This is a genomic window from Streptosporangium sp. NPDC050284, from assembly GCF_044459525.1.
Classification (GTDB): Bacteria; Actinomycetota; Actinomycetes; order Streptosporangiales; family Streptosporangiaceae; genus Streptosporangium.
The window spans coordinates 1-4,147 of the sequence record NZ_JBITIZ010000048.1 but is presented as its reverse complement, the minus strand read 5'-3'; the positions used below and the strand labels follow the sequence as shown (position 1 = coordinate 4,147).

Below are 4,147 nucleotides of genomic sequence, written 5' to 3'. Positions count from 1 at the left end.
ATCGGTGAGGTCTCCACGCGCCATGACGATGGCCTACCAGGACGACAAACCACCGCGCAGGCAATCCCGCTGATCTCAACCCCGTACAGGCCCTAGGGCGCGGAGTACAGCGACGCGCTCGGTGGCGTGCTCGCCCACGTCGGTGGCCGCCTCTTCCATCCACGTTCGCAGTTCGGCTTCCAGAGATTCGCGCCGTGCAACCTGCCGGTAGTTGTCGCGCAGAATGTTGCGAGCGACGCGGAGGAGCCAAGGTAACGGCGCGTGGTCGGGGATGCTGTCCAGACGCCGCCAGGCCACCAGGAAGGTCTCGCTGACCACTTCCTCCGCGAGTTGATGTCCGGCGCGACTTGCCGCATAGCCGTACACCCTCGCTTGGTAGGTGCTGTAGAGCGAGGTGAAGCGCTCATGGGGGTTTGGCAAGCCGGTTCCTTCGGTCGGGGACAAACGTTCATAGAGCAAGTGGTCCGAAGGAAGGCTTTCTTACATCCCGATTTCCGCATCTTCCCAACAGTTCGGCCTCGGACCCCTGCCAAGACCGACCCCGAGCGGGTCGACTGGCTGACCCCGCGTCCCGCCTACGCCCTCTCCGGGGGCTTCTTCGGCTGGCGGCGTACGGCGTCGCTCTTCAGGTGCCCGTACACCGTCGAGCGCGGCACTCCGAACAAGTCCGCGATCTGCTGGACGGTCTTGTCCCGCGTGTCGTACAGGTCCTGGGGCGAGGGTGACCTGGTCGGCGGTGAGCTTAGGCCGGCGTCCGCCGACCCGGCCGCGGGCGCGGGCTGAGGTCAGGCCGTCCATCGTGTTGGCCACGACCAGCTCGCGTTGCAGCTCGGCCAGGACCGACAGCATGCCGAACATCGCGCGGCCCTCCCGAGCCGGGCCGTTTCACCTCCTCTGGAGGTGTCCGTTAGGGGAACGCTCAACGAGACACGTCTCGTCGTCGGTCGGTGGCGACGCGACCTGCGGCGACGTCGTCTCAGATAGGTAGTCCGTGAAACTATCCGGTGACGGTGGGCTAAACGGTACGACACGATGTGACCGGCATCACTGACAGTCTCATGGCAGACCCCACTGACACTCTCGTGGCGCTTGGCAGTTCCGCCCCTGACCAGTCCGTCCTTCTGTACCGCTCGTAAGGTGGGAGTAAGGGACATCATGACGAACGAACAGGACTCCGAGGCCTTGTGGGCGGCTCGCATATCGCCCGATCTCATCGCAGTCGCCGCAGCGGATCTCGCCCGGAAAAACGTCGCCCTGGGCTTGGACGAAACCGATCCGGCGGTGCTGGACGTCATCCTGGCCGACCTGCGCGAGCGTGAGGGACGGCGGTCAAGGCCACGAGCTGAGCGCAGCGAAGGTCGTGGCCTTGAGGGCCGCGGAGCCGACGGCCATACTTCGGGCCGCGACGATCACGCCCCTTGCCCCCGCACGCGCGAGTTCCGAAAGCCCCACTATCTTAGGTGACTCCAAGTAGTCAGTCATGTCAGGTAAGTAAGGTTGGCGCGTACTTGCCTCACCAGTATTCAGGGGTCTTCAGGCATGTCAGTCATGTCAGGTACGCTGCCTCGGTACTACCGGTTTGAGCGGGCGGTGGCTGCCCGCAGGCGGTCCGGCATGAGAAGGGCCCACCTCGGCGCCCTCTTCACGAACGCAGCCCCAACCCCACGACTTCCGACACCCACACGCAGGGGTGAAACCCCAGCTCAGCACTTCTGAGAACAGATCCGCGCGTTACATCGTGGCAGGGGCACGTCCTGGAGGAGAACGCCTGTACGTTCGTCCTGTTCGATATCTCCACCACGAGCGAGGACCCGTCATGCAAGCCATCACCGTTCGAGACCGCGCTGCCGGTCTGGCCGGGCTTTCCCTGACGGAAGAGCCATACCCGCACGCCGCCGAGAACGACGTCGTCGTCCGGGTGCATGCCGCAGGGTTCACCCCCGGAGAGCTCAACTGGCCGGGAACGTGGTCCGATCGCGCCGGCCACGACCGGACGCCCAGTGTGCCCGGGCATGAGGTGTCGGGTATCGTCGTCGAGCTGGGATACGGAACAACCGGCCTGACCGTCGGCCAGCGGGTGTTCGGGCTGACCGACTGGACCCGCAACGGCTCGCTGGCTGAGTACGTGGCGGTGGAAGCCCGCAACCTCGCGCCGCTGCCGGCCGACGTCGACCACACCGTGGCCGCCGCACTGCCGATCTCAGGACTGACCGCGTGGCAGGGCCTGTTCGATCACGGCCGCCTAGCTGCCGGCCAGACCGTCCTGATCCACGGCATCGCGGGCGGTGTCGGTTCTATCGCGGTGCAGCTCGCACGCGAGGCAGGAGCCCGAGTGATCGGCACCGGCAGGGCCGGCGACAGGGACACAGCACTCGGCCTCGGCGTGGATGCCTTTTTAGACCTGCAGGCCGATCCCCTTGAAGATGCCGGTCAGGTCGACGTGGTGATCGGCGGTGACATCCTGAATCGTTCGGCCGCGCTGGTGCGCACCGGCGGCACGCTCGTCACCATCGTCTCGCCACCCACGGTCCGGCCCCGTGACGGGCAGGCAATCTTCTTCGTCGTCGAGTCCGATCGTGCCCGGCTCGCGGACCTGGCACGGCGGGTCCGGGACGGACGGCTCCGCCCGATCGTCGGGGCCATGCGGACGCTCTCCGAGGCGCCCTCCGCGTTCGCGCCCGCCCAGCGCACTCCCGGCAAGACGATCATCCGGGTCACGGAAGGCGAATAGCCGGCAGGCTGGCTCAGTTGCCGGCGACGTTGTATCGGCTGCATTTGAGCAGACCATCGCCAAGGCTTGAATTCGCCCGTGGTTAGGCTCCGAAATGCCTGGACAGCATAATCATCACTCCTCCTGACCGAGCCCCATCCCCAGGTGAACCACTTCGGCTGTGTGGGGGCGGAATACGGGACGCCTCGCGATCACCCGGTGCGCCTGAAAGGTGCACGCAGGATAGGAGAGAGGTCATGATCCGAGTACGGTTTGCCGGTAGCCTTCTGGCTGCCGGCATGGTGGCCGCGTCCGTCGCATGCGCGCCCACAGCAGAGCCTGCGACCGGCCAGGTGCCAGTGGCCGCCACGGTTTCGCAGCCACCGTCCGAGACGCTATCGCCTCTCTTGGAACAGGCGCTTCCAAATGTCAAGGGCAAGACGTTCACCTCGGCGATCGTGAACTTCCCGCCCGCCGCACGCGCGGTGCCACATCGGCACGGCAAGGCTTTCGTCTACGCCTACGTACTCGAGGGCATTGTGCGCAGCCGGCTCGGTGGCGAGCCGGTGCGTACGTACCGCCAAGGCGAGAACTGGGTTGAGCAGCCGGGCGCCCACCATGTGCTCACGGAGAACACCAGCCGGACGCAACCGGCGAAGCTGCTGGTCGTCTTCGTCTCCAACACGGGAGACAAGCTCAAGGTCAACGATCCGCCAAGGTAGGGCTATCGGCTGGGCGCAACGGCGCGGGTTTGATCAGCGTGACCCCCGCATCGGGTACCACCGCCGGCATGCGGCCAAGCTCGGACATCGAGACCTGACGACCAGATGAAAAGCCGGACAGCGCCGCCGCATCGGTCAGGAACGACGTCGCGGGGCGGATCGCCGCCAACCCTCTCGAAGGCCGCCCACCCGCCTGACCTCCAAGGCCGCGAACTCCGCCGTCAGCTCTGCTTGGGTGCAACGGAGTCGACGACCGCGAACGTCCACACGAATCCGTCAGCCAGCACTCGGCCAGGCCCGCCGAGGCCCGAGTCTGCACACCGCCTACCTGACCAGCGAGCGCGATCTGCGCGAGCTCGACCGAACACCGGAACCCGCCTGCGAGGCAACGTGCCTTCAAGCGCCAGCCAGCATGCCTTACGTGCCTGAAAAGATCATCACGCTCTGACCTGCGAGAAGGTGCTACCAACCCCAGATAACGATCGCCACGTCCGCCCTCCGCGCTCACATGCGCAACCCCGGTGTAGGGTCCGCGTTTCTGCGTCACTTTCCGCGTTTCGGTGTCCCATAGGTGGCCCTTGGGACACAGTTCGCGGACTCGCACGTCTACATGGTCGCGCTACTGAGGTTAAATCTCTAGGGTTAGGCCAGTTCGAAGGGCAGACCGGTCTCGTTGAAGAAGCCGGTGATGAGATCGGACCGGTATTGCATGCGT

Annotated in this window: 5 protein-coding genes; 4 read left to right on the top strand and 1 reads right to left on the bottom strand. The window is 65.7% G+C overall.

Annotation, left to right across the window (positions count from 1 at the left end; genetic code table 11):
• Positions 1 to 75: 75 nt before the first annotated feature.
• A complete protein-coding gene (locus tag ACIBH4_RS39560) occupies positions 76 to 459 on the bottom strand; it encodes a sigma-70 family RNA polymerase sigma factor (protein ID WP_362770379.1) in 384 nt (127 codons plus the stop codon).
• On the opposite strand from ACIBH4_RS39560, the gene ACIBH4_RS39555 reads away from it, so the two are divergent.
• The 4 genes from ACIBH4_RS39555 (at position 460) to ACIBH4_RS39540 (ending at position 3,432) form a co-directional block, all read left to right on the top strand.
• On the top strand, positions 460 to 783 hold the full coding sequence (locus ACIBH4_RS39555; RefSeq protein WP_362522226.1) for a hypothetical protein: 324 nt from the start codon (positions 460 to 462) through the stop codon (positions 781 to 783).
• Between the two features lie 372 nt (positions 784 to 1,155).
• On the top strand, positions 1,156 to 1,464 hold the full coding sequence (locus ACIBH4_RS39550; protein ID WP_362522186.1) for a hypothetical protein: 309 nt from the start codon (positions 1,156 to 1,158) through the stop codon (positions 1,462 to 1,464).
• Between the two features lie 352 nt (positions 1,465 to 1,816).
• The gene (locus ACIBH4_RS39545) at positions 1,817 to 2,731 is read left to right on the top strand and encodes an NADP-dependent oxidoreductase (RefSeq protein ID WP_362770377.1); all 915 of its coding nucleotides are present in this window, start codon (positions 1,817 to 1,819) and stop codon (positions 2,729 to 2,731) included.
• 236 nt (positions 2,732 to 2,967) lie between these two features.
• Complete coding sequence (locus tag ACIBH4_RS39540) at positions 2,968 to 3,432, top strand: cupin domain-containing protein (protein WP_362522182.1); 465 nt, start codon at positions 2,968 to 2,970, stop codon at positions 3,430 to 3,432.
• Positions 3,433 to 4,147: the final 715 nt, after the last annotated feature.